Origin of the sequence: Providencia sp. M-27, from assembly GCF_011077905.1 — a bacterium.
Lineage (GTDB): Bacteria > Pseudomonadota > Gammaproteobacteria > Enterobacterales > Enterobacteriaceae > Providencia > Providencia huaxiensis.
Genome location: NZ_JAALBT010000008.1, coordinates 75,437 through 98,868, shown reverse-complemented (window position 1 = coordinate 98,868; position 23,432 = coordinate 75,437). Strand labels below are relative to the sequence as shown.

The following is a 23,432-nucleotide window of genomic DNA, read 5'->3' as shown; positions in this document are numbered from 1 at the left end:
AATTGGCATACCTATTATTATTTAGATGAGAAATCTAATGTAATCCGCATTCCCACCGCTTCTGCATACTTTAATAATGTGCCTAATTTCGGGTCGAACTGCGCTTTTTCCAAGCGCGACACGTTTTGCTTTTGTGTTTGCATTTTCTCCGCAATTTGCATCTGGGTTAAGTTATTGGCTAAACGCGCTTTTTTTAGTTGATTGATTAACGCTTGCCTCACCTGTAACTCAGAATAACATTCGTCGCTATCCTCTTCATTTTCTTGAACTGTTTCAGCTTGTTCTTTCATTACCAAAGTCGAAATTAAATCGTTATTTATCATTGCAATTTCCTCCTTGTCGCTCAAGTACAAGAAAACTACCCTAACCCTATGTAATTAGAGTAGTTTAATTAAAAACCATGTTGGCAATTAGAAGCCTAGTTCATCGAGTAAATCATCAACCTGAGACTGTGATGCCATCACATTAACGCCTTCTTTATTGATCTGCGGGCCATTAAGCAGACCTTCATTTTGCGTTTTCGCACGCATTTCAGGTGGCGTGTTTTCCATTAACAGTGCTAGCAGTTGTTTCTCTGCTTCTTCAACTACTTCCATCATTTTTTTGATGACTTGCCCTGTTAAATCTTGGAAATCTTGCGCCATCATGATCTCCAACAGCTCTGCTTTAGTCGTTTCGCTGTCTTGGATCACTTGTCCTAAAAAGGCTTCTGTTGACTCACGCAATTGCGTAGGAACCGTATCTCCAGCGGTTTCTTGCCATTGTTGCTGCAGCTCCTGCGCATTCTTATTCATGTCCACTTGCAGTGGTTTGATGACATCAATGCCATTTAAGGTTTTCTCTGCCGCTTGCGCTGTCATTTGTGCGATATAACGCAGCCTGTCTTTACCGTCTGGAATACTGGCCACCGCCTGTTGAACGCTTTTTTCTAGACCCAATTCGCGCATACTCTCACGCAGGGTTCTCATTAGCGTACCAATGCGCGTAATGACTTGTTTTAAATCATCATTACCATTGCGAATACCTTCCATACCCACTTGTTCAGTCATGAAAATCTCCTTTGGCGCGCACTGTTATTGCAGACCCATTTTTTCAAATACTTTATTCAGTTTTTCTTCTAAGATAGCGGCAGTGAACGGCTTAACGACATAACCACTCGCACCCGCTTGCGCTGCAGCAATAATATTTTCTTTTTTCGCTTCGGCTGTCACCATTAATACGGGGATATGCTTCAAAGCATCATCACCACGAATGGTTTTAAGCAACTCAAGGCCATCCATGTTTGGCATATTCCAGTCAGCCACGACAAAATCAATGCTACCTGTACGGATTTTCTCTAATGCATCAACACCGTCTTCCGCTTCTTCTATTTTGTTAAATCCGAGCTCTTTTAATAAGTTACGGACGATACGTCGCATTGTAGAAAAATCATCGACAACCAAAAAACTAAGATCTTTAGCGGCCATAACCACTCCTTCAAAATACAATTGTGAGTTCCTGCCTCGGTTTAAACCGTGACAGAAGAAAGTCTTGCTAAAACACTTGGGGCAATCTTGAGGATATCTTGCACTTCATCCGCAGCCCCCATTTCAATCGCCGCACGAGGCATACCAAACACAACACAACTACTTTCGTTTTGTGCGTAAGTAATTGCTCCCTGCTTACGTAAATTTAATAGCCCTTTTGCACCATCCATCCCCATTCCTGTCAATAAGATCCCAATACATTTTCGCCCAACACATTGAGCAACCGAATCGAACAGCACATCAACAGAAGGACGGTGGCGGTTAACAGGTTCGCTTTGTTGTAAAATGACTTGAAATCCCTTGCCTTTATCAGCAATCAACATATGCGAATCGCCCGGTGCAATATAGGCATGGCCTTTTTGTAATAACTCGTTGTGCTCGGCTTCTTTTACGGTCAAAACACAGAGTTTATTTAAGCGATCAGCAAAAGAGCGTGTAAAACCCGCAGGCATATGCTGAGTAATCACTACCGGAGGACATTCATGAGGTAACATTTCCAGAAATTGACGTATCGCCTCCGTGCCTCCAGTCGATGCGCCAACCGCAATCACACGGCTATTGCAAACATAAGGAGAGAGCGCTTTGGCTTGAGACGCTGGTTCACTGATCTTTTTTTCTGGACGAGCAAAGCGGCTCCGTTGCGTAATTTTAGACATTGCTGCCGCACGGATTTTTTCACCAATAATATCGCGATAACTCATCATCGTTTCACGAATACCAATTTGGGGTTTTGTGACAAAATCCACGGCACCTAATTCCAACGCTTTTAACGTCACCTCTGAACCTTTCGACGTTAATGTTGAAACCATTACCACAGGCATTGGATGCAAACGCATTAATTTTTCTAAGAAATCAATACCATCCATTCGTGGCATTTCCACATCTAACGTGATCACGTCCGGTTCATGCTGTTTAATTAAGTCACGTGCGACATAAGGGTCTGGTGCAGTATCGACCACAACCATGTCTTCATGACTATTAATAATTTCACGCATTAATTGGCGCATCAGTGCTGAGTCATCCACACATAGCACTTTAATTTTTTTCATTACCCCCTCCTCGCAGCTTGTAAGCTGTAGACGGTTTGCCCTTTAATAACGAAACTTTGCGATAGCTGTGATAAATTTTCGGAGTGCCCAATAAATAGCAAGCCATCTGGCTTAAGCAATGTGGCAAAGCGCTCTAACATTTTGATTTGCATTTCTTTATCAAAATAAATCATGACATTACGACAAAAAATCGCATCAAATCGGTGCTGCATTTGCCAATCATGATCACTCAAATTTAAATAACGAAATTCAATCATTTGGCGTAATGCAGGCTTGACTCTCGCATAGCCATCAAACTCGCCAACGCCTTTCATAAAATAACGTTGTCTCTGTAATGCTGTTAAAGACTTCAGCTCTTCTATGCGATACACACCTTGTTTCGCTTTTTCTAGCACTTCCGTGTCAATGTCACTGGCAATCACTTTGGCATTGATGGCGTTTGGCCCAAGAACATCGCTCAGTGTCATTGCTATCGAATACGGCTCTTCTCCTGTTGAAGATGCGGCACACCAAATATTAATGGCGCTATTTTTACGAGTGCGAACAAAGTCTGCTAACGTCACAAAATGATGTGGCTCACGAAAAAATGCCGTTAAATTTGTCGTCAAAGCATTCACAAAAGCTTGCCATTCTGCATGGTGAGGCTCACGCTCTAACATTCGTAAATAATCTGAAAAATTGTCGATATTACAATCACGTAACCGCTTTAATAGCCGGTTATAGACCATATTTTTTTTATTCATGGTGAGGACAATGCCTGATTTTTTATGAATAAATCGACAAACCCGACCAAACTCATCATCAGTCAGTGGTTCTACCTGTGGTACAAAAAGCATCGTACTTGTCGTCCTATTCAATAAAAACCCAGAGGCAGCCAGTTATTTGGCTGCCTTTTAGGATGGATAACCTAAGGAAAAATAACCTGTTACGGTTATCCACCGAAAATTCAGAAACGAATTTTCACAATACTTAACGCCGATTACGATTTAAATGGCTTTCGGGTAATTCAAAGAATGCAACGGTATCGACTAAGTTGTTTGCTTGGTCTTCTAGTGCCGCTGTCGCACTGGTCGATTGTTCAACTAATGCCGCATTCTGTTGTGTCACTAAATCCATTTGGCTTACTGCTGTGGCGACTTGCTCAATACCACGGCTTTGCTCATTGGAAGCAGATGCAATATTACCCATTAATTCAGTAACTTGGTTAACAGCTGCAACCAATTCACTCATGGTTGCACCCGCCTCATTAACCAGTTGAGAGCCTTGGCTCACTCTGCCAACAGACTCATCAATCAATGTTTTAATTTCTTTTGCTGCTTCCGCGCTGCGCTGAGCCAATGCCCTGACCTCACCGGCAACCACAGAAAAACCACGCCCTTGTTCACCCGCTCGAGCGGCTTCAACGGCGGCATTCAATGCTAAGATATTGGTTTGGAAAGCGATGCCATCAATCACACTAATAATGGCGCTAATTTTTTGTGAGCTATTGGAAATCGAGGTCATGGTGTCAATCACATCTTCAGTGATCTCTCCACCTTTCGTTGCGGTTTTTGATGCACTCACCGCCAGTTCACTCGCTTGGCGTGCGTTATCCGCATTCTGCTTAACAGTTGCTGTCAACTCTTCCATACTCGCCGCAGTTTCTTCTAGTGATGCCGCTTGCTGTTCAGTACGTGATGATAAGTTATTATTTCCTAAAGCAATCTCATGGATCCCTGTATACATTTGATCAGTATTCGAGCGCAATGCTGTCACTGAAGTCACTAAAGACTCCTGCATGTCTTTTAACTTACCAAACACTTCACCAATTTCATCACCGGTTGTGACTTCAATTTTTTGATTTAGTTTGCCATCCGCCACTAGTGCAAAGTGATCTCCCATACTTTTTAGCGGGTTAATGACTTTACGTTTCATCCAATAGTGAGCAAATGCGATAACAGCGATGATGATGACGATCACTGAGGCGAATGAACTCCACGCAAACGTGTTATACATTCTTGCTGCTGCAAGAGATTCATCGTTTTCCGCATTCAGTAATTCAAGGTACTCCTCGACAACTTGCTCTAACTGATCCTGGTTTTCTTGGGCAGGAAGTTCAATATAGGCGGCAATGTCGTTGTTATCTAAATGTGTTTTTAATGCTTTGAGTGTCAACACAAATGCTTTATACCGGCTCTCAAGTGCTGCGAGATTTTCTTTTTCACTCAAAAGAGGTTGGTTTTTAAACCTGATGTAGTCTTTCTCAGCTTCTTCGAGTAATTTATCAAAAGTCACTCTCGTTTCTTCAATCAATGGTTCGTTACCACCCACTTTATGCAGTAAAGCAATTTGCGTCAGGCTATTGCGTGCTTGCATCAGGTGTTTACTGGTTTCTTCAAGCATCGCCCGCTTATCAGACCCCAAATCAATACGCTCTAAAGATTTTAATTCACTTACAACAATCCCAACAGAAACCCCGCTAGACACAATCTGCATCCCACAAAATAAAATGAGAAGTAGATACAAACTCACCGAAATTCGGATATTTTTACCAAACATAGAAATCCCCACTTGTGCCAGCTAAGAGAACTGAACCTCTGAAACATTGCCTTGTTTTCTAATGCACAGAAACGCTGCAAAACCGAGGCTTTGCAGCGAAAAACTGAGCTTAACCCTTAGAAAGTTTCCCAATTGTCATCATCTTTATGTTCTTTCGATGACAGTTTTGTCAGATCCGGTGTTTTAACGATATTTGAAACCGTTCTTGCTGCCGGCTGAATATTGCGTATTTCACTTTGTTTTAATGGTGGTAAACGGAAGATAGAGATCAGTTGCGACAGTTTCGCCACTTGTTCTTCCAAGACATTAGCTGCCACCGCAGATTGTTCAACCAACGACGCATTTTGCTGTGTAACTTTGTCCATTTCTGCAACAGCGATACTGACTTGTGCAATCCCTTTGCTTTGCTCATCGGATGCGGTCGCAATGTGCGTCATAATGTCAGTCACCCGTGTGACAGACTCGACAATCTTGGTCATCGTTTCACCTGCATCTTCTGCTTGGCGAGCACCTGTCCCTGTTCTTGACACTGAATCTTCAATTAACGTTTTAATCTCTTTAGCGGCATCAGCACTACGCTGTGCTAAGTTACGCACCTCATCAGCGACGACGGCAAAACCACGTCCGTGCTCACCGGCCCGTGCCGCTTCGACAGCCGCATTGAGCGCTAAGATATTAGTTTGGAAAGCGATGCTATCGATAACTGCGGTGATATCAGAGATTTTCTGTGAGCTATCCGCAATATTTAGCATGGTACTGACGACATTCGATACCACTTTGCCGCCTTCTTTCGCTATCACTGAAGCTTGGTTTGCAAATTCACTGGCTTGGTGAGCATATTCGGTATTTTGTTTTACGGTTGCAGTCAACTCACTCATACTGGCGGAGGTTTCTTCTAAGCAAGCGACTTGTTGCTCAGTTCGTGCCGACAAGTCATTGTTACCTGCAGCAATTTCAGTTGTACCTTGGTAAATAGTTTCGCTACCATCTAGCACACCACGAACGGTATTAATCAGTTCCTGCTGCATATGTTGAACGCCATTGGCCAACTCACCAATTTCATTATTGGCAATCGTGGTCACGTTAGGTGTTAAATCGCCTGACGCAAAGACTTTAATACGTTCAATTAAGATATTGAGTGGCTCAATAATACCTTTACGAACATAGCGATAACTGAAGAAACCAATTAAGGCGAGTAAGATAGATAACGTCACCAACATATATAACGATTGGCGATAGTTATTATCTGCATTGACGACTTCGGCCTGGAAATCAGCAAAAATGTCCGCAAAATACGCATTAAATTGCTCTTCAAATTTCACTTGGTGCCCTGAGGTTCTGTGTGCATAAAAACCTTCAAGATCGCCTTTTTCCGCAAATTCACCTAACTTGATTAATGCGTCTCGATAGGTTTCATAGGTGCTAAACAGTTTTTCAAATTTGGCTTTATCATAATCTGAACTTTGCATCAGCTTGTTATAGCGGACATAAGCATCATCAGCAGCTTTAAAGTTACGTTTAGCGGCTTTAATCAAGTCTTCTGTCGTTGCATCGTCTTGAATTTTACGACCTTCAAGTAAATAGGCATTGATAGAGCGGTTTAAGTTTGCCCGAGCTTGTAACAAATTGACCCAGCTTTCTGTTAATACTTGTCTTTGGCGTTGTAATGAATTCAAATAACTGATGCTGTCGCTGTTATCGCCCAGTTTGGTAAACATCAACCCACTGGACACCAGTTGCAGCAAAATAAAGATAAAAATGACGGACAAAAGTCCCGATACGATTTTAATTCGACTGTACATGACGTTTTACTAACATAATTTTGTTGTATTTTGGATATCGGTAATCCAACCAAAAACTTTAGTTAATGACTTATTATTATTTGAACAATTATTGGGGCTGAGAGTTACTCAGCCATGCTGTCAATCAGCGCCATTTCATCGCTAGTTAATAATTTTTCGATATCGACTAAAATCAACATACGGTGATTTAATGTTCCGAGTCCTGTCAAATATTGAGTCGATAATGTCACGGCAAAATCAGGCGGTGGCGCAATTTGTTCTTCATTCAAAACCAGCACATCTGAGACGCCATCGACCACAATACCGACGACACGATCTTTTAAATTCACGACAATAACGACCGTGTTATCGTTATACACCACGTTTTCATGGGAGAATTTCACCCGTAAATCAATAATCGGAATGATGACCCCACGTAAGTTAGTCACTCCTTTGATAAAATCAGGGGTATTCGCGATACGAGTTACTTGTTCGTAGCCACGAATTTCCTGCACTTTTAAGATCTCAATGCCATATTCTTCTTCACCCAAGGTGAAAATAAGGTAGCCTTCGCCGTTTTTTTCTTCTTCGTGTTTATTTAAATCATCATCTAACATAGACATGGTGTATGGCCTCTATTTAGTGCACGACAGGTTGAGAAACCTGCTGTTTCTTTTTAATCAAAATGCTGTTATTCATTTTTTGTAGCTCAGCCACATCTAAAATCAATGCAACAGAACCATCGCCCATAATCGTTGCTGCAGAAATACCGGGGATCTTGCGATAATTACTTTCAATATTTTTTACGACGACTTGTTGTTGCCCAACTAATTTATCGACTAACAACGCAAAACGGTGGCCTGCATTTTGAATAATCAGCACAATACTGTTATCTAGATTTCGCTCGGCTTCTTCGATGGAAAATACTTGGTGTAATTCAACAAGTGGTAAATATTCACCGCGCACAAGCAACATTTTTTCCTCGCCAGCTAAGCGATAAATATCCTCTTGGCGAGGTTGCAAGGTGCTGATAATGGCACTCAATGGGACGATGAAAACATCCTCCGCGACTTTCACAGACATACCATCCAAAATGGCTAGAGTGAGCGGTAATAAGATGCGGATAATAGTCCCTTTGCCTTCGGTAAAACCGATTTGAATACGGCCGCCCATGTCTTGGATATTTCGTTTAACCACATCCATTCCAACGCCACGTCCAGAAACATCCGTTACGACTTCTGCCGTTGAAAAACCCGGAGCCATAATCAGCATCGCAACTTCATCATTGCTCATACCATCATGCACACTCATGCCTTGTGATTTCGCTTTCGCCAAAATACGTTCACGGTTTAGCCCAGCACCGTCATCACGAACTTCAATGCAAATATTGCCACTTTGGTGTGCTGCCGCTAAGGTCAATGTGCCAGCTTCTGGCTTACCATTTGCCACACGAACTTCAGGCTTTTCAATCCCATGGTCGAGGCTATTACGAACAAGGTGATTCAGGGGGTCGACGATGCGCTCAATCAAACTCTTATCCAGCTCAGTTGAGCTTCCTTCGACTTTCAGTTCGATTTTTTTACCTAATTTGGAAGCTATATCGCGTACCATGCGAGGAAAACGGCTAAACACGTAATCCATTGGCATCATGCGAATTGACATAACGGATTCTTGCAAAGCGCGGGAATTACGCTCTAACTGTACGATTGAGCTTAACAAATCACTGTATTCGTTCTGATCGACATGTTGACTATGTTGGGTCAACATGGATTGAATAATCACCAATTCCCCCACTAAGTTGATCAACTGGTCAACTTTCTCTACGGCCACACGAATGCTGCTCGAATCCCCTTTCGGTTTAGCGACTGCCGTTTTTTTAGCTGGGGTAGCTGGCACGGGTACGGTAGGTTTTACCGAGGTTTGTGGCGTATCTTGCGATTCTGCGACGTCACTTACCTCTGTTTCAATTTCACTTGCTTCAACTTTATCGTCATTTAATAACGTTTCTTCTTTCGAAAAAGCGCAGCAATCTGCAAAGGAAATGGCTTCATGGTTAATTTGCGATTCATCCACCACAAAACATAGCACTCCACTAATATCATCAATATCCGTATTAGTGCCCACCCATGCTTGCAAACTATTTGCTGTTTTTTCAGTGTGATATAAATGCCCAAATAAACTGAGTTCATCCGCCAGTAAATCAACTTCATTTTCTTTGAGCTGATTTAACGAGATCATAAAGTAGTGTGAATATTCACCTTGCTCCGTGGAAGTTTCTTTAACAACCGTATTCTCAACTTTAGGCTCAGGTAGCGCAGCATCTATCTCAGCAACCTCTTCTGCTCTATTTTCAACCCGGCTAAGCACCTCACAAATGCGTTTGAAAGTGTCTTCATCTGGCAAAGAATCATTTTTATAGGCATCTAACTGTGATGCCATAACATCCTTAGCATCGAGAAAGACATCAATTATGTCAGGTGTGAGCGTTAACTCATCATGACGCGCCTTGTCTAAAAGATTTTCCAATGTATGAGTCGTATTCTGCAACTGAGTGAAACCAAAGGTTGCAGCCCCTCCTTTGATTGAATGGGCACTGCGGAAGATGGCATTTAGTTGCTCGCTATCCGGGTCAAAAGGATCAAGATCAAGTAAATGTTGTTCCATATCCCTGAGCAACTCATCAGCTTCATCGAAAAATGTTTGATAAAACTCGGTAATATCCATGGTTTTTATCCAATTTCGCTTAAGTTTCACTTAACGCTGACTGCCGAACAACCCGGCAGACAACTAAACAAGTTATGTAATAAATTCAAATAACAGCAATTCATCACGGTATTTTCACCGCAGCAACAACACCCACGGCCGTTTCTGACATGGGCTTTTGCGGTTTATTGAGCACATCATTAATCGGCTTCGCGCCATCGTATTCACGGAGAATTTGTTTAGTTTCTTCATCATTCAACACAATGATGCTTATCCGACGGTTGATCGGGGCAAAGCCATCTTCTTTATCTAAATGAATGGCTGAAGCCATCCCCACAACGCGTAAGACTTTGTTTTCATCCATTCCACCGCGGATCAACTCGCGGCGCGAAGCATTTGCACGATCTGATGATAATTCCCAGTTGCTATAATTAGCCCCGTTGGCATAAGCCAGATCATCGGTATGCCCAGAGACACTAATTCGGTTTGGTACATCATTAAGAAGTGGCGCTATTGCACGCAAAATGTCGCGCATATAGGGTTCAACCGCTGCCGAACCCACTTTAAACATCGGTCGATTTTCACTATCAACAATTTGAATACGTAGCCCATCATTAATCATGTCAATCAGTAAATGGGGCTTTAATTCGTTCAAACGCGGATCTTTTAAAATAGCCTGCTCAAGAGACTCTTTTAATTTCTCAAAACGATAATTTGCATTACCATCAATAATATTATTAGGTTCAGGCATCACATCCCCATCACGAAAAATAGGGTCTTTCCCCCCACCAGGGATCGGATTTGTGGCATCGCCACTTTTACTTCCTGGGTTGATAGCTGTACTTAAGGGGGTGCGAAAATATTCAGCAATTTGTGTTAACTCTTGAGGACTTGAAATTGAGATCAGCCACATCACTAAAAAAAACGCCATCATCGCTGTCATAAAATCGGCATAAGCGATTTTCCATGAACCACCATGCCCGTTTTGCTGATGCGAACTGCGCTTTTTAACTCGAATAACATGAGGTGTATTGGCTGCCATCCGTTAGTTACTCCTCTGTTGTTTCTTGTGAGCGAGCACCTACTTTCACTTCTCGAACTTTATCCTCGAGTTCAACAAATGAAGGCCTATCTGCGCTGAATAACACCTTGCGGCCAAATTCAACCGCTATTTGAGGAGCGTAGCCTTGCAATGCTGAGAGGAAAGTCACTTTAATGCATTCCATCATTTTCAGTTGTTCACTACTACGCAACCTAATCAGTGCAGCTAAAGGTAAAATAAAGCCATAAGCCACTAAAATACCTAGAAATGTCCCGACCATTGCATGGGCAATTAAAGCCCCCAACTCACCCGCAGGGCGATCCGCTGAGCCCAAGGCATTAACAACCCCCAGAACAGCCGCAACGATCCCAAAAGCTGGCATAGAGTCACCGACCATATTTAAACCTGAAGCTGGCACTTCATTTTCTTGACGAAAGGTTTCTAACTCTTCATCCATTAAAGCTTCAATTTCATGGCTTTGTAAGTTACTACTCACCATCAGACGTAAGTAATCCACGATAAACATCATGGTGGACTCATCTTTTAAAATACGGGGATATTGGGAAAAAATTTCACTTTCACTTGGATTATCAATGTCTTTTTCAAGTGCTAGCAGCCCTTGTTGGCGTGATTTATTCAGTAATTGAAATAACAGCGCCATTAAGTCCATTGACATTGTTTTATTGTAGGAGGAACGACGGAAGAGTTTTGGTAATACTTTGCACAAGGCGACGATGGATTTGCCACTGTTACCAACAACAAAGGCACCTAAACCTGCACCTAAAATAATGACAAATTCAGCGGGTTGATAAAGCGCACCTAAATGGCCACCGACCATTAAGTATCCGCCAATAACCGCAACTGTAACAATGATATACCCGATGAGTATTAACACAATATTCCCTTTCACTCCGTTGGTTAACAGATGGCAGTCAAAGGGAATATTAGGAGTGACAGGCAAAACCTTTGCCTGTTAACCAAATCAATCCAATTACATTACCGCTTTAGTAATGCCATCCTGTCGATATACCGTAATATCGGCTAGATGCTCGGAAAGTTTACGTTTTTTTATTGCCCGTGATGGCGGTTGGCATAAACTGCAAGTGAAGCTATTTTCAGGAATATGTGCGTAGGTAATAAAAGAACCATGGCAACAACTACATTGTGAACTTTGTAACATACCACTTTCCACAAAACGGACTAGGGTCCAAGCACGTGTTAAAGCCAACAAAGGCTCTTCACCGGGTTCTGGTATACACTGTTCAAGATATAATCTATATGCTCGTAATATGGCATCAACACCGCGACATTGGCCACTTTTAAGTAAAAATTGATAAGCATTATAGAACATGGATGAATGAATATTCTGTTCCCACGTCATAAACCAATCTGTGGAGAAAGGCAACATCCCTTTTGGTGGAGGGCAACCTCTCAGCTCTTTATATAAACGAACTAAACGGCCACGACTGATTTGAGTTTCACTTTCTAACATTTGAAGGCGAGCGCCTAAAGAGATCAATTCCATGGCTAGTCGAATATCATTCGCTTCTTGGACAATACTTTTTTCAGCTGAGGTACTCATCTTTTTCTCGCTATTTCGGTGTCGCCCTCATTATGCGTTTGCAATAATCGGGTCGAAAGTAAAATACCTGTATGAATTTGTTGTAATTCATCAACTCTTGAATCACGGGTTAGCTTTTCAATTGTGTCACTATTATCAAATCTAAACTGGCAGATTAGCTGGTTTGTCTCTGCTAATTTGACTAATTGAGGAAGTGTAAGGTCTGCTAAAGTATTTGCCATTGCATCAGAGATACCTAGACGAAACATCGCAGAGGCTTTCTCTTGAGAGATGAGTTTTTGGGCTAATAGCAAATATGAGAGGTTAATATCGTATATATGCTTCAGAAAATCTGTCGTCGAGCTCATTTTTTTTCCTTTCCGAATATTATCAACATCTGTGCGATCTGTGTGCAAAAAGAACAAATATGAATTTGAAAGTATTGTGTAATCAAATTATTAAATTTAAAAAGTAATTAAATTGGGTAAATGTAATTCCATTATTTTCCCATGTCATCCATTCAAAAATACCCAATTTGGAGTATAAATACACTAATTTCCAAACCTAAATTAAATATATTTCCTGAATACCTACAACAATAAGGAGTGACCAAAAAATTAGCGATTTCCATAAGAATCAGAAATTACTGATGTCATTATTAGTCGCCAATTATTATGCACCACTAAATTAACTATTCAAGGTACTTATGTTTCTTTTTGTACCAATGAGATGATTACCCATCAATTCATTAAATAATATTCATTATTTCTTTATCTTCTATCACCTTATCCTAAATATCAAAAACATTTTCAGTCACCCTAAGCAAAATGACAGGATTTTAATCAAAGCAACAACTCTTTAGATGCGATAACTAAGCAAAAAAAACCAAGCACAACATCAAAAACAAAATATTGATCCAAATCAATTTTTAGCATTAAGAAACTGAGTTGCACATAAGTGCATTAAGCCGTTATCGGCATTATTGGAATAAAACTTAATCATTAATTTTCAATAAGTTTAATCTATACTCCAACCATCGTTCAAAATTATTCAATCGTAGTTATCATAAAAACACTCATTATATTGTCATACATATTAAGTGTTCGCTTCTATTTTCATTAGATTCATTAAACAATGATTTTAATACCACCATATGACAATATTAATAAAATTTATAAAATTCACATCATTGACCAGTAATAAAAATCTATTTAGCTTAAATGCATCTGTTAGATCATTTTACTTATTTGGTAATTTAAGTAATTATCTTGTTATTAGTTCATTAAAGTAATTTTTTTGATTAATTAATATTTACTTTTTTATCTAAAATAACTGAAGTCTCATTTTTTTTAATAAAAAGATCAACCTACGCCAACCTGCCACTTTTGAGTCGAGAGCAAAAAATGAAGGTTTCAATTGAGAACATTCCGCTTTCCATATGTTTTTTATATCTCTTTTAAAATATTTGATCGGCACTTAAAATAGAAAGAACTAAAGATATTATTACTTGCCTTCATGCCTATCGTTTTTAGCTATTTTCACGTAACACCTCAAATTTAATTAACGTTAGTTATAGTAACCATTGATTACTATATACTTTTATTTTAACAAAATACCCTAAACAGCAATCAAACTTAAGTAAAATCGCTTAATCGAATAATGAAAAATTAAAAATTAAATTACTTTTAGTTAAAATAATTCAGTGAGGAACCTGCTTATAAAAGAAGCTAATTTATTACAATTTTTATGGTCAAAAAATTTTTTCAATTTGCGATAGCCCTCACACTTGTTTTCTTTATTTCTCAATAATTTCCGAATAAAACGATTCTCACATTGGTATATTTATGTTAAGAAGATCACATTAATCATTTCCAATGACGACCAGTGAATAAAATACAGGGCCAATAGACATAGAAATAAAGGAAGAAATGACTAGTTAAGTGAAGTGAAGTGAAGTGATAAACTTGTTTTCCTCATACGCCAATGCAACACTTAACACACTGGAATATAATTTGAAGGAAAAACATGTTCACTTATCAAGCAGCAGTTGAATTTATTGAGGAAGAAAATATTTATGAAATCAATTTTAGCGATTTTCCTGACCTACAGGGTGTTAGCTATTGTAAAGAAGACGTTGAGTTAGAAGCCCAAGAAATTTTGCTAGCCACTTTTGCGGAACATATTGAGCTCAGGAAACCAATTCCACTCGCAACGCAAACAAAAAGTGATGCAACCTTTACTGTTTATTTACCTATAATCTGCTGCTTAAAAATTGCTTTGCATAACGCTATTCTCAACTCTGCAATACAACGTGTCGATCTCGCTCGCAGGTTGAACATCAACGCACAACAAATAGAACGCTTACTAGATATTCATTACGCATCCAAAATTGACCTTTTAGAACAAGCCTTATATCTATTAGGCGTCGAAGCTTCAATCACTGTGACGCAAAAATTGCTTGATAACAGCTAAGCTAGCCATAATTCAAAGCCAATATAATGAAAATCTCATGGAAAAAACTGGGATCCCTTTACTGATTTCTTACGTATACTAATAAGTGCTAATGTAATAGCAGAGACTTGAGTTAAATTTAGCCCCTAACATCTCAAACTCTGCAGTTACAATAATTCTTGTTTATTCAGTGCATTACAGAATAATAGTACCCTATTTCAAACCGCCTCTTTTTAACTGCTCAAAACTCAATCAAATTTTACGTTCCCAACCAAAATCAACTCTCCTTTCAAATAGCCTCTCAGTTTTTTAGTTCCGCGCTCTAATAGCCTGTGATTTTATCCTGCCATTGAGTGCTAAAAAATTAAGCGATACTTTATATTCCGTTCCTAAACTAGCTAATTTTTCACAATAATAGTGAGGTAGTAACGCAAAAAGACTAATCAATATTTGACAGGTATTTACCCATTCTATAATCCTTAAAATAATTCATTTCAAATTAAAACCTCAATGAGGTACAATTAATTAGTTTTTAGATAGGGTATATGTATGAAGAAAGAAAATAGCTTAATCTCAAATATAAAAAATAGCGAGCAACCATACTGGCCTACACTAAAATTAATGTTAAGCTCATTAATTGTTTTTAATTTTTATTTAAATTTAGTTGATAAAAACAAATATTCATTGATTATTAATGCTTTTGACTTAACATTAATACCTATGTTTGTATTTATAGTCGCATTTATAACAAAAAATACAACATGGAAAGAGTTACAATCTCACCTTCTTCCTGCTTTTATAATTTACTTTACGTTTCAAACAATCGATATGCTCCCACTCTATTTTACCGGTGAGTTAACGTTAAAAACATATCTATTTTCTCCTCAGTACGGAGTTTGGTTTTTTTTAGCAACACCTATATGGCAAGCTATCTTTTTATTACTACCAAAAAGCGTTAAATCAAACAAATTCAAGCTATCTACAATCTTAGCTATATCACTATTAATTTCATTAATAACAAAAACTTACCTTATGCCGATCTCAGGTTTTTTCTCGGTTATTTTATACTTTCCTTTTTTTGTAATAGCTTACTTCATTAACAATGAAAATATATCTTCGCTAAGAAAAACTCCTATTATTTCTATTTTCTGCATAACAACCTTAACTATTTTATTCCTTAATTATCGAGAGACTTTCTTTGAATCAGTATTCAACACAATTAGTCCATATTTATTCCTCGTCTCATTTTCCGTCTATATTTTAAACTTTACAATAAGCCTAATATTAGGTTTGAGCATTATTTACTTTGCTTTATCAACCCATAAATATGCAAAAGTATCAAACAATGCCTTAGGTGTTTATTTGATTCATCCTATTATTTGCTTTGTTATATTACAAACTTTAAATTATTTAGGCATAGAACTTAGCTTGCCCCTAATAATAACAGCGACTCTAGTCACAATTAGTTTAGCACTTTTATTAGCGTCAAACTCAATTATTCATTGGTTTATTGAGCCAGTATTTCGCTCTAATAAATTGAAATAATAAATTCATGAAGGATGTAATAGCACCCTCTTAAATGTCAAATATATTATTGGCATAGATAATGTGAACAGAACCTTTACAAAACTTGTAACCCATTTAATATTCATTTGATAGTATCCCATTGAATTCATCACAATGGAGTGTTTTATGCGCAAATATATTGCACCTTTAGCGGTAATCTCAATCACACTATCTACGTTCGCTATGGCCAGCTCTATACAAACCTCATCAGAATCTGTACAGGTAAAAGATGGTGTTATTAGTGCCCCTGAAGTCACCATTAAGTTAAACGGAACACAATCAGACAAAGGGTCACAGGAAAAGATTATCGTAGAAGCTGATTCTATCGAAATTGTCGATGGGGAACTGCGAGCAAAGGGCGCTAAATTATATGAACAGAATAAGGAAATAGAATAAGTAACTTATTGCCTGGGCAACGACAGCTCAGGCAATAAAAAACCCGCCGGAGTATTTTTTTATTCCAACTTCGTATTCTTCTTTATACTCATTCCTTGTTGCAACACATAGCCACTTATCTGTGGATTTGCCATTTTCACTTCTATGTGCCCTTATTTGTTCTAGAATTTTCCCTTGCCTCTATCAGCTATGCAAGAAAGGGGCGATTAGAAAAGTATTGAGATGGTTCTGCGATATGCATACTTAGCACCAGATCACTTAAGCAATTGCAAGTAAATCCTAAAAAATTGTTCGACCTAATGAGCCATAGCAAATGGATTTACCGCCGTATCGGTTCGGTTTGGATTGGCTATCAAGATAAAATCCAGCAAGACTTACTTGAGCATAAAGTTTCTGTAGTAAAAAATCGCACTGGTGAAGATAAGCAAGTGTCACAAGTTCGTGTTACTGCCAAAGGTTTATCTAAATTAGCAAAACTGTTAAGCGTGGAGGTAATGGCATGAGCGCATTAACCGTTCAAAATTTACCGCCTGTTCAACATAACGGGTTTCGTGTAATCACCACCGAACTCTTAGCTAACGTTTATGAAACTGAAATTAATAATATTCAGCAAAATTTTAAACGTAATAAAAAACGCTTTATCGAAGGCAAGCATTACTTCAAGGTTGTCAGTGACGCACTCAATAATTTGCGACTGACAGTGAGTCAGTTACAAATATCAGCCAAGGTTTGAAGCCTTATCCTCTGGACAGAATGCGAAGCTTAACCCTACCTAAGAGTATGAAGTTACGCGCAGACTGGCAGAAATGAATGGTGTTATTTACGCCAACCTCATGAGTCCGCAAGGAACTAAATCAGGCAAGCTATTAGCCTAACCACCCAGCCCAAGGACGGGCTAGATTTGGTTATCATTTTGGACTTCTACCGTTTGCATCAATCAACTTCCAGACCCCGCTATTGTATTGAAATGTCATTGTGAATTGATTATTTACCATCTCAGACCAGTAATCCAATATGACGGTATTTCCTTCAATATAAATAACATTTAAATTGTGAGGAAAGTCAGATTCTTTGTTTCTGTGATAAAAATACCTTTGAACTTGATTATCAAAATCTGGAATAGCTTTGCTAATTTCTACTATAAAACCTTTTAAGCTTTCAAAGTTGTCTACTTGCTCTGGCTCTAGCCCAATAACAATGTCGTGCTTTTGGGATACAGTAACCTCATCGTAATTGAGAATTACATCACCCAACGTTGTAATAAAATCTTCAGCTTGATACCTATTTATTCTTTTCATCTCACCATCCTATCAATTAGTTTCAGTAATGCTAGCTTAGCGGGAGTGCGAATTGAAGCAAAGTACACTTTCAGATTATGCGTTTAAGTGATATTTTATTTTCTCTAATTTAATAAGGGTGACTGTATGGGCGTAGAATTTCATATAACTCGTTCTGAATGCTGGTTTGATAGTGAAAGTAACCCGATCAGTAGCGATGAGTGGCTACTTATCTAACTCATGGCAAGCCAAAGAACTTGATGAGACTGGCGACTCAGCGGCAGAACAAATGGGGTTGATAGCTGACGCAGCTTACTTGATGGCAATTCAATGTTAAAGGCTAGGGGCGATTGGATAGGAGGCTCAAATCATGCCATTCATATAGCCAATCTTAACCACCAAATCAAACACTACAAACGGGTCACTCAATGTTTGCATATACCCCATTCCATTGAACGTAGTGAAATTAATAATAAAAGCAGCGTAAGGTGACATTTTTATACCTGAAGAAAAGTAAAATTATCAATCAATAATAATTTACAAGAATTTTTTCTCAATCAGACAAAAGCTAAATACCCCACCACAACACATTTCATATCGCTATTAATAGTGAGGAATACGCATATTTAAGGAATAGAAAATGGAAAACAAAAACAACTTAATCAATAAACATAGTTACAATCGATAACATATTGATTATTTGTATGAAAATGAATTAAACGGCTACACAGAATGCTGTGAATATGGAAGTGAATGCGATGGTCATACAGAAAATGACGATTCAAGAATCAGATGAAGCATGGAGCGCTTTTTTTGAGACTGAAAAAAGCGAAAGAAGGTTATTGTGAGAGAGGGAGTTATTTACGGGCTAAGTAATGAAGACTATCACAATGATGAGGCTATAAGCTCAACGTCAGTCAAAGCTATTAGCGTTAGCCCTGCCAATCTGTATTTTAACCCATTTAAAGGAAGTAAATCGGCGCAGATTGGAACGGCAATTCATGCAGCATTACTCGAGCCAGGGGTATTTGAAACTGATTTCATACTTGAGCCAGAAATAAAAACTCGCGCATCCAAGGAGTATAAGGAGCTAGCGAAAACCTACAACGCTGACAATATTCTAATAAATGGCGAAGTAGAAACAATCACACCGATGATTGAGTCTGCAAGGATGAATACCGACTTTATGGATTACATGGCGGCAAAGGAAAAATCAGAAGTATCCATGTTTGCCACCTGTCCGATTACTGGATTATCACTAATAATGAATGCCAAAACGTGATAGCTAAGATGAAAAACAGGGGGTCACAAAAAGGCTTTCCCTCACAGTCATCAAAGTATTCACACTTGGCATTTATTCGCTCACTACTGAGAATAGCTGCTAATGAGTTAAGTGGCTGACTCGAGAACAAGCTACGGCGTTAATTGATAATGCCGCCGATTACCTAAAGCCAGTTATTACCTTTGCATTAGCTACTGGTCTGCGAAGGGGGAATATACTTGGCCTTGAATGGAGTCAGGTTGATTTAGTGAGAAAAGTGGCTTGGATTAACCCTGAGCAATCCAAAAACTATCGTGCGATAGGTGTTTCGCTCAATGACACTGCTTGTCAGATCATTCGGGATCAGATAGGCAAACATACTAAATATATTTTTGTCAGAGAGCGTAAGCAAAATGGTGTTATTGATTTAGTGCCAATGACGGTTAACGCAAACAAGGCATTTAATTCTGCCATGAAAAAAGCTGGTATTGAAGGGTTTCATTTTCATAATTTGCGTCATACTTGGGCGAGTTGGTTAATTCAAGCTGGTGTGCCATTATCAGCACTGCAAGAAAGGGGAGGATGGGAAAGTACCGAAATGGTAAAACGATATGCCCACCTATCGCCCATTCACTTGCAAGAACACGCCAAAAACATCGATGATATTTTAAATCTGAATGGCACGAATATGGCACGCAAGATAATTTAAAAAATCACAATCACACCTAACTCATTGAAAATCTTGGTGGGTTGTGGGGGGCTCGAACCCCCGACCTAATGATTAAGAGTCACCTACTCTGCCAACTGAGCTAACAACCCGATACAAATTATTTAACGCCTAACAATTGCTACAGTCAATATGATTCTGCTATTTTTATTACCTAAGTTAATTTTAAGTTGCGAATGTAAAATTTAAGAAAACTAATGCTTGAATAAACATCACTTCGTTCCTAACAAGATAACTTTTCCTTACTCTAATTGAGATTTGTGTCACAATATTTCACGCAAACATAACCACAAAATTAAAAAAAAGACTGTGGCTAATTATCACAAACCACTACGGACATCTTTAGTATGGAAGAAAATGCGAATTCACTATCAACACAACCCAATACTGATCGTAATCAACTAAAACGTAGCCTTAGTAACCGCCATATACAACTTATTGCAATTGGTGGTGCAATTGGTACTGGCTTATTTATGGGTTCTGGCAAAACCATTTCACTCGCAGGCCCATCGATTATCTTTGTATATATGATAATTGGCTTTGTGCTATTTTTCGTGATGCGCGCAATGGGTGAACTACTACTTTCTAATCTGAACTACAAATCATTTAGTGATTTTTCTGCTGACCTTATCGGCCCATGGGCAGGCTTTTTTGTCGGTTGGACATACTGGTTCTGCTGGGTTATCACCGGTATTGCCGATATCATTGCGATTACAGCCTATGTGAGCTTTTGGGCTCCTGATTTTCCTGAATGGGTAACCTCGTTTATCTGTGTGGTCACCTTATTAACGCTCAACCTAGTTTCTGTCAGGCTATTCGGTGAGCTTGAATTCTGGTTCGCCATGATAAAAATTGTGGCCATTGTGGCTCTCATTGCTGTAGGCGGCACATTAATCGCCATGAATTTCCAATCCCCTACTGGCCATACTGCATCTTTAAGTAACATTTGGAGCGATGGTGGAATGTTCCCGATGGGGATCAGCGGCTTCTTTGCTGGCTTCCAGATTGCTATTTTTGCATTTGTTGGAATTGAATTAGTAGGTACGGCGGCTGCGGAGACACGTGATCCTGAGAAATCTTTGCCAAAAGCTATCAACGCAATCCCTATCAGGATCATTGCATTTTATGTCTTATCTTTAATTGTCATTATGGCTGTCACTCCTTGGCGAACCATATTGGCCGATAAAAGCCCATTTGTAGAAATGTTTGTCCTGATAAGCCTACCGGCAGCGGCAAGTATTGTTAACTTTGTGGTTCTAACTTCTGCGGCATCTTCAGCAAATAGTGGTGTGTTTTCCACCAGCAGAATGCTGTTTGGGCTTTCAAAAGAAGGTGATGCACCAAAACAATTTAGCCAATTATCTAAAAAAGCAGTGCCTGCTACCGGGCTAATTTTTACTTGTATCTGCCTCAGTTTTGGTATTGTTCTGATCTATTTTATTCCTGATATCATGCATGCATTCACGCTAGTCACAACCGTGTCTGCTATTCTCTTTATGTTTATTTGGAGCATGATTTTATATAGCTACTTAAATTTCCGTAAAAAACGCCCTGAAATGCACAAAGCATCTCATTACAAAATGCCTGCTGGAATTGTGATGTCATGGTTAAGCCTCGCCTTTTTCGCCTTTATGGTCGTGTTATTAGCATTTCAGCACGACACAAGACAAGCCTTAATTGCCACACCAGTTTGGTTTATTCTATTATTTATTGGTTACCAATTCGCCAAGCGTAGAAAAAACCATTAATGATAAAGCGTAAAAAGGCCGAGTAACAATACTGTTAGTCGGCCTTTTGATTTTATAAGCTCGCTCGATTAGCTTGCTTTATATTCTGCCTCAGCCTCATCAAAACGAGCTTGAGCTGCTGCACTTGGCGCTTTAGTCATTAAACTCACAACAACAATAGCGATTGTTGCTAATAAGAAACCAGGAATGATTTCGTACAAATCAAACCATTTGTATTTCATCCAAACTAGCACTGTCACAGCGCCAACTAGCATTCCTGCAAGTGCCCCCGTACGGGTCATTCGTTTCCACATTACAGAAATTAAAACAACAGGACCAAATGCCGCACCGAAACCCGCCCACGCATTACTCACTAAAGCCAAAACTTTATTATTTGGGTCACGAGCAATATAAATGGCAATTGCAGCGACCAACAACACCATAAAACGCCCTACCCACACTAACTCTTTTTGACTCGCACTCTTACGGATAAAAGGCTTATATAAATCTTCCGTTAACGCGCTTGCACAAACTAATAACTGGCAACTTAACGTACTCATTACCGCTGCTAATATGGCTGATAATAAAATACCAGCGACCCATGGGTTAAACAAAATTCCCGTTAACTCCATAAATATGCGCTCATTATTTTGCATGACCGACCCCGCTAAAGCCGGGTTATTTTCAAAATAAGCGATACCAAAGAAACCAACCGCAATTGTTCCACCTAGGCATAACACCATCCATGTCATACTAATACGTCGAGCAGAACGAATAGTACGCGCAGAGTCTGCTGCCATAAAACGCGCTAAAATGTGAGGTTGCCCAAAATAGCCTAATCCCCAACCTAGTAATGACAGAATTGCGATAATATTCATGTCTTTAAACATATCAAGATATTCAGGGTTTTTAGCTTTAATGACTTCAATAGAGGTATCTATTCCCCCTAAAGAAAGGATCACAACAATAGGTGTTAGAATCAATGCGAAGATCATTAATGAAGCTTGAACTGTATCAGTCCAACTCACCGCTAAAAAACCACCTAAGAAAGTGTAAGCAATGGTCGCGAGTGCCCCTAACCACATCGCTTTCTCATAACTCATATTAAATGTGCTTTCAAATAATAAACCACCTGCGACCACACCTGATGCACAATAAATCGTAAAGAAAACTAAAATAACAACAGCAGAAATAATACGTAAAATCTTACTATTATCTTCAAAACGGCTCGTAAAATAATCAGGTAATGTTAGTGCATTATTATTTTTTTCTGTTTGGACACGTAAACGCCCTGCAACAAATAACCAGTTAAGATATGCACCGAGACTCAAACCGATAGCAATCCAACTTTCAGAAATCCCGGCTAAGAAAATCGCACCCGGTAACCCCATAAGCAACCAACCGCTCATATCTGAGGCTCCAGCGGACAATGCAGTTACGACACTGCCTAAACTTCGTCCACCCAGAATATAATCGTCAAAGTTTTTAGTTGAGCGATAGGCTATATAGCCAATTAGTAACATGCCAGTAATATATACGACGAACATAATGATCATCGGAGTGCTTACAGTCATCCTGTTTTCTCCATTGAGTAGCTTTAAAATTATTAGTTATCTTTATAAGTTGCCGTTGATAACTTGTAACTTCATGGTGTTGCACTTTATTGCACATATTTAATTTATCTGCACTAACACCAAATAGGTTGTGATTGTTTGTGTTGCACTAACTTAATATCTTAACTGCCCCATCCTAGACAGACTCATATTAAATTAACAAGAAATTAACTATTTTTTATTGCATAAATAGAATCCATATCACAAATGTTAA

23 protein-coding genes, 1 tRNA gene and 2 pseudogenes are annotated in these 23,432 nt (G+C 39.1%); 9 read left to right on the top strand and 17 right to left on the bottom strand.

Annotated elements, in window-relative coordinates; translation table 11 throughout:
• Nucleotides 1-17: 17 nt before the first annotated feature.
• The 13 genes from G6Q48_RS13125 to flhD form a co-directional block, all read right to left on the bottom strand.
• Nucleotides 18-323, bottom strand: a complete 306-nt coding sequence (locus G6Q48_RS13125; RefSeq protein ID WP_102139587.1) for a helix-turn-helix transcriptional regulator — start codon at nucleotides 321-323, stop codon at nucleotides 18-20.
• 87 nt (nucleotides 324-410) lie between these two features.
• On the bottom strand, nucleotides 411-1,049 hold the full coding sequence (locus G6Q48_RS13120; protein WP_102139586.1) for a protein phosphatase CheZ: 639 nt from the start codon (nucleotides 1,047-1,049) through the stop codon (nucleotides 411-413).
• Between the two features lie 24 nt (nucleotides 1,050-1,073).
• Nucleotides 1,074-1,466 (bottom strand): chemotaxis response regulator CheY, encoded by a 393-nt coding sequence (cheY, locus tag G6Q48_RS13115; RefSeq protein ID WP_004255705.1) that lies wholly within the window; start codon nucleotides 1,464-1,466, stop codon nucleotides 1,074-1,076.
• 41 nt (nucleotides 1,467-1,507) lie between these two features.
• On the bottom strand, nucleotides 1,508-2,575 hold the full coding sequence (locus tag G6Q48_RS13110) for a protein-glutamate methylesterase/protein-glutamine glutaminase (RefSeq protein WP_102139585.1): 1,068 nt from the start codon (nucleotides 2,573-2,575) through the stop codon (nucleotides 1,508-1,510).
• Nucleotides 2,575-3,411 carry a CheR family methyltransferase gene (locus G6Q48_RS13105; RefSeq protein ID WP_102139584.1) on the bottom strand — a complete coding sequence of 279 codons (837 nt, stop codon included), beginning with the start codon at nucleotides 3,409-3,411 and terminating at the stop codon, nucleotides 2,575-2,577. The genes G6Q48_RS13110 and G6Q48_RS13105 overlap by 1 nt, the downstream gene beginning before the upstream one ends.
• A gap of 133 nt (nucleotides 3,412-3,544) precedes the next feature.
• Complete coding sequence (locus G6Q48_RS13100; protein WP_166266879.1) at nucleotides 3,545-5,113, bottom strand: methyl-accepting chemotaxis protein; 1,569 nt, start codon at nucleotides 5,111-5,113, stop codon at nucleotides 3,545-3,547.
• A gap of 116 nt (nucleotides 5,114-5,229) precedes the next feature.
• Entirely contained in the window at nucleotides 5,230-6,915 is a 1,686-nt protein-coding gene (locus tag G6Q48_RS13095) for a methyl-accepting chemotaxis protein (protein WP_166266877.1), read from the bottom strand.
• 104 nt (nucleotides 6,916-7,019) lie between these two features.
• Nucleotides 7,020-7,517 (bottom strand): chemotaxis protein CheW, encoded by a 498-nt coding sequence (cheW, locus tag G6Q48_RS13090; protein ID WP_166266875.1) that lies wholly within the window; start codon nucleotides 7,515-7,517, stop codon nucleotides 7,020-7,022.
• Nucleotides 7,518-7,533: 16 nt separating this feature from the next.
• Nucleotides 7,534-9,618 carry a chemotaxis protein CheA gene (gene cheA / locus G6Q48_RS13085; protein WP_166266873.1) on the bottom strand — a complete coding sequence of 695 codons (2,085 nt, stop codon included), beginning with the start codon at nucleotides 9,616-9,618 and terminating at the stop codon, nucleotides 7,534-7,536.
• A gap of 103 nt (nucleotides 9,619-9,721) precedes the next feature.
• Nucleotides 9,722-10,639 carry a flagellar motor protein MotB gene (gene motB, locus G6Q48_RS13080; RefSeq protein WP_166266871.1) on the bottom strand — a complete coding sequence of 306 codons (918 nt, stop codon included), beginning with the start codon at nucleotides 10,637-10,639 and terminating at the stop codon, nucleotides 9,722-9,724.
• A 7-nt stretch (nucleotides 10,640-10,646) separates the two neighbouring features.
• Nucleotides 10,647-11,534, bottom strand: a complete 888-nt coding sequence (gene motA / locus G6Q48_RS13075) for a flagellar motor stator protein MotA (RefSeq protein ID WP_004909829.1) — start codon at nucleotides 11,532-11,534, stop codon at nucleotides 10,647-10,649.
• A gap of 96 nt (nucleotides 11,535-11,630) precedes the next feature.
• Nucleotides 11,631-12,221, bottom strand: a complete 591-nt coding sequence (gene flhC / locus G6Q48_RS13070) for a flagellar transcriptional regulator FlhC (RefSeq protein WP_102139579.1) — start codon at nucleotides 12,219-12,221, stop codon at nucleotides 11,631-11,633.
• Nucleotides 12,218-12,568, bottom strand: a complete 351-nt coding sequence (flhD, locus tag G6Q48_RS13065; RefSeq protein ID WP_166266869.1) for a flagellar transcriptional regulator FlhD — start codon at nucleotides 12,566-12,568, stop codon at nucleotides 12,218-12,220. Before flhD ends, flhC begins: the two co-directional genes overlap by 4 nt.
• A gap of 1,657 nt (nucleotides 12,569-14,225) precedes the next feature.
• On the opposite strand from flhD, the gene G6Q48_RS13060 reads away from it, so the two are divergent.
• The 5 genes and pseudogenes from G6Q48_RS13060 to G6Q48_RS13040 form a co-directional block, all read left to right on the top strand.
• Nucleotides 14,226-14,672, top strand: a complete 447-nt coding sequence (locus tag G6Q48_RS13060; RefSeq protein ID WP_102139578.1) for a hypothetical protein — start codon at nucleotides 14,226-14,228, stop codon at nucleotides 14,670-14,672.
• A 528-nt stretch (nucleotides 14,673-15,200) separates the two neighbouring features.
• Entirely contained in the window at nucleotides 15,201-16,196 is a 996-nt protein-coding gene (locus tag G6Q48_RS13055; RefSeq protein ID WP_207393037.1) for an acetyltransferase, read from the top strand.
• A 147-nt stretch (nucleotides 16,197-16,343) separates the two neighbouring features.
• Entirely contained in the window at nucleotides 16,344-16,613 is a 270-nt protein-coding gene (locus G6Q48_RS13050; protein WP_102139576.1) for a hypothetical protein, read from the top strand.
• A 233-nt stretch (nucleotides 16,614-16,846) separates the two neighbouring features.
• Nucleotides 16,847-17,116, top strand: coding sequence for a phage antirepressor KilAC domain-containing protein (locus G6Q48_RS13045; protein WP_331001551.1), 270 nt, complete (start codon nucleotides 16,847-16,849; stop codon nucleotides 17,114-17,116).
• Nucleotides 17,113-17,343 (top strand): annotated as a pseudogene (locus G6Q48_RS13040) (ORF6N domain-containing protein); the annotation flags it as partial. The gene G6Q48_RS13045 and the pseudogene G6Q48_RS13040, both read left to right, overlap by 4 nt.
• Nucleotides 17,344-17,521: 178 nt before the next feature.
• Here G6Q48_RS13040 and G6Q48_RS13035 read toward each other — a convergent pair.
• Nucleotides 17,522-17,911 (bottom strand): hypothetical protein, encoded by a 390-nt coding sequence (locus G6Q48_RS13035; RefSeq protein ID WP_102139573.1) that lies wholly within the window; start codon nucleotides 17,909-17,911, stop codon nucleotides 17,522-17,524.
• Between the two features lie 172 nt (nucleotides 17,912-18,083).
• Here G6Q48_RS13035 and G6Q48_RS13030 point away from each other — a divergent pair, with 172 nt between their 5' ends.
• A complete protein-coding gene (locus G6Q48_RS13030; RefSeq protein ID WP_166266863.1) occupies nucleotides 18,084-18,227 on the top strand; it encodes a hypothetical protein in 144 nt (47 codons plus the stop codon).
• A 26-nt stretch (nucleotides 18,228-18,253) separates the two neighbouring features.
• Here the strand turns inward: G6Q48_RS13030 and G6Q48_RS22805 are convergent, their stop codons facing one another.
• Nucleotides 18,254-18,385: a hypothetical protein gene (locus G6Q48_RS22805; RefSeq protein WP_256372931.1), complete on the bottom strand. Its 132-nt coding sequence runs from the start codon at nucleotides 18,383-18,385 to the stop codon at nucleotides 18,254-18,256.
• Nucleotides 18,386-18,734: 349 nt separating this feature from the next.
• Here G6Q48_RS22805 and G6Q48_RS13025 point away from each other — a divergent pair, with 349 nt between their 5' ends.
• Entirely contained in the window at nucleotides 18,735-19,172 is a 438-nt protein-coding gene (locus G6Q48_RS13025; RefSeq protein ID WP_166266861.1) for a PD-(D/E)XK nuclease-like domain-containing protein, read from the top strand.
• Nucleotides 19,145-19,860, top strand: a pseudogene (locus G6Q48_RS13020) (site-specific integrase); the annotation flags it as partial. The gene G6Q48_RS13025 and the pseudogene G6Q48_RS13020, both read left to right, overlap by 28 nt.
• A gap of 34 nt (nucleotides 19,861-19,894) precedes the next feature.
• Here G6Q48_RS13020 and G6Q48_RS13015 read toward each other — a convergent pair.
• Nucleotides 19,895-19,970, bottom strand: a tRNA-Lys gene (locus G6Q48_RS13015).
• Between the two features lie 255 nt (nucleotides 19,971-20,225).
• Between G6Q48_RS13015 and cycA the strand changes: the two genes are divergently transcribed.
• Nucleotides 20,226-21,626, top strand: coding sequence for a D-serine/D-alanine/glycine transporter (gene cycA / locus G6Q48_RS13010; protein WP_102139570.1), 1,401 nt, complete (start codon nucleotides 20,226-20,228; stop codon nucleotides 21,624-21,626).
• Nucleotides 21,627-21,694: 68 nt separating this feature from the next.
• On the opposite strand, the gene putP is transcribed toward cycA, so the two are convergent.
• A complete protein-coding gene (gene putP, locus G6Q48_RS13005; RefSeq protein ID WP_102139569.1) occupies nucleotides 21,695-23,179 on the bottom strand; it encodes a sodium/proline symporter PutP in 1,485 nt (494 codons plus the stop codon).
• Nucleotides 23,180-23,432 lie beyond the last annotated feature (253 nt).